This is a genomic window from Dysgonomonas sp. Shenzhen-Wh21, from assembly GCF_043392705.1.
In the GTDB taxonomy this organism is placed as follows: domain Bacteria; phylum Bacteroidota; class Bacteroidia; order Bacteroidales; family Dysgonomonadaceae; genus Dysgonomonas.
The window spans coordinates 1-3,027 of sequence record NZ_JAIXHZ010000147.1; the positions used below are offsets into that span (position 1 = coordinate 1).

The following is a 3,027-nucleotide window of genomic DNA, read 5'->3' on the forward strand; positions in this document are numbered from 1 at the left end:
ACAAGCCATTCATTTGTCTTTATCGGCGGTTTTTTGTCGCTAAAGCTGTATAAAATAAAATTAGCCTTTTCTTCTATTTCATTATTCTTACTATCAAGGGCTTTTACTTTTAATTGATATTTACCTGAAGGCTGACTTTGTAAAAAAGACTTTAATTTAGCTTGTTCTCCTGTTTCAAATCTGCCGTCAAATATTTTCTTATTGATAGAATCTTTTTCCGATAAACTATAAAGAATATAAGTTCCGGATGTCTTAATGTCTTCCCCTTGTAAATTTTTTGCACCTATATTTATTTTATCATTTCCCGATTTTTCTATCTGGCTAGGTATGTCTATATTGATAGCCATCGAGATATTACCAACGTTAATGAAGTATTGGTTCGACTGAGTCTCTCCATTTACATCCGTCACTGTTGCTGTAACTTCAAATGTGTAATTCTGTTGATTGAAAGGTGTATATCTTTTTTCATCTGAAGGCTGTGGGGTAAACACAACCTCGAATGAACCATCGTCATTTGTTTTTACCACACCATCAGCAAAAGGAGCTTTATAGCCTCTTCCCCAGCGCCAGATGTCTAGCTGTTTGCGCGTTATGGTGTAGTTTACATCCGTTTGTTGGAGGCTTACACCTGAATAGTTTTTTGCATAACCTTTCAGTTTTATTTCTTCTCCGAAAGCATAAGTTTCTTTTAATTTATTAAAGGTGATTTCAAAGGTAGGTCGTTTGTACTCTTCTACATTGAAATAATTAGTTCCTGCTCCGCCGTCGGTTACCATTATGCTATATTGACCTAATAAACCCGATTGCGGTAAGATAAATTCTCCTGATGCAGAACCGAATTCATTTGTGATGATCTCTTTTTCTGTAACCGTTTCATTATTCGCATCCAGTAACTCTATTGTACAAGTCTGATTTGCTAATACTTTGGACTCTTTATCGATTACGATAGCTTTGAAATAAACAGTTTGCCCGGGGCGGTATATGCTTCTGTCGGTAAATATATTAATCGTATTTTCTTGGGTGCTATAAGGAACTGCACGTTCCCATCTATACGAGTTGGAATTCAAATTCTCGGCTTGCAAACACGAGTCTGCGCCAAGTTCTACTTTGTATTTAGCCACAGAGTATAGATCTTTGATATCACGCGAATCTATGAATGTTGCGATACCTATTTCATTTGTTTTTAATGTAGCTAGTAATATTTTTTTATCATCCTTTTTTCTGACTATAGAATGTATTTTTACTGTAGCATCTTTTATAGGCTTGCCCGAATTTCGGTCAACTACAAATATTTCATATTCATTCTTTGCGCTATTGCGAGAGAATGTCATTAGAGAAGAAACAATAAATTTGAATTGGTTGTCATCCCACCTATTATAAAGCATATCTTCTTCTTCGCCTTTTGGTATTTCTTTGTTAAGTTCTTCAATAGTTCGAGTTGTGAATATGTACTCACCTGGTTGAAATTTTCCTATATTCAAATCTAATGTATCAGCGTTGTATGTTGTTTTAGATGTCAGATTCGGTGAGTATTCTTTTATTAAGGAATATTTTCCATTTAATTTCCTCAATAGTTTGAATGGTGCAATGCTATCTGTTTTTACATTTTTATATTCTACTTTTAGTGTGATTTCCTCATTCGGATATTGCAGATTTTTACCATTGACTAGAAGGATTGGAGATTCAAGAGCGTTCAATTGTTGTCGTAAAATTCTCACTCCATACGATTTAGGATATTTGTCTAATCCTTTTTTCAACCATGCATATATGATTTCATTTCTTTTAGCTATGTCCATACCATCCGCTCCGTAATTATAAGTATCAACTATTTTAGCTATTATTTCGGAACAGTTTTCGTCTGATTCATATTTTTTCTCAAGGTTCAAATATGTATCCAATATGTCTTTTGGCGTAAATGAATTCGACTTGTTTTGAGTAAAAGTTATCTTACCAATCTCCATTGATATGATTGTTGCAGTCATATTTCTATCCAATAGATCTTTCAAATATTGCTGATAATATATATATGCAAGCATTCTATTACCCGAATCTGACTTCATATTAAGCTTAACGAACTCATCAGCTGGGAGGATTAGTTGTTTGATGTCTAAACCTATAAGGGTAGGGTCAAATTCACTGTTATCAATATTTTGTATATTCTCTGCTATCTCTATGGCTCTTTTCATCAAGAAGTCATACAATGTGGGAAATCTTTCAGTATCCTTACCAAGGTTGATTATATCATCATATTCTTTTGTTGTATGTTTTTTTAGTGTTGCATTATCTGCAACTGAAAGCTTGAGATGATCTGCAATTTTATTAACAAATATATTTCCTGTCCATTCTTTTATATCATCCGGAATTACATCAGAAAGGTTGGTACGTCTATTGATCTCCCAGCTATTTGCATTGTAATAGTCTAGATAAGCTTCGGCAAGCATAGAGTTTAAGAGTGCTTTTTCTGTAGTATCATTCGACTGGTTTAGAAGCTGCCCGAGGTCACTTAATATACCTTCATTATCTCTAAAATCGATTTCTTTTTTGAACTTATTCTTATATATAAGTGCCTTTATTACTTGTGTATTGTTCTTTTCGGCGATTGCCATCTTCAGTACATCATCTACCGACTGTAATGCAGATTGGGGTAAGTCTTCAGATGCAAGTTGCTCTATGTTTTTCCATTCATTTTCATATTTATTGTTAGAAGTTTGTGATCTCATAATGCTACTTAATGAAAAGAATAAAAGAATAAAGAATAAATGCTTTTTCATATTATTATGTTTTGTATTTCTTATTAATATATTATAGATGAAAAGGAGGTGCCAAAAGCACAATCAAAAAAGTTAAATATATATAATGTGTTATTTTGTTAGGTACATTCCTAGCCAAACGGCAGATATTCCGATAACACAGCTTGCCAATACATAAACAAATGCCAGTATTGATTGGTTGTTGTTTGCCAATGTTAAAGTTTCGCTAGCAAAAGTAGAGAATGTAGTAAAGCCTCCGCAAAATCCTGTAATAAGT

2 protein-coding genes are annotated in these 3,027 nt (G+C 33.4%); both read right to left on the bottom strand.

Annotated elements, in window-relative coordinates:
• Positions 1–2,771: MG2 domain-containing protein (locus tag LDB17_RS09970; protein ID WP_393925020.1), on the bottom strand; the 2,771-nt coding region annotated here is incomplete at its 3' end.
• Positions 2,772–2,861: 90 nt separating this feature from the next.
• Entirely contained in the window at positions 2,862–3,023 is a 162-nt protein-coding gene (locus tag LDB17_RS09975; protein WP_393925021.1) for a fluoride efflux transporter FluC, read from the bottom strand.
• Between the last annotated feature and the right edge of the window lie 4 nt (positions 3,024–3,027).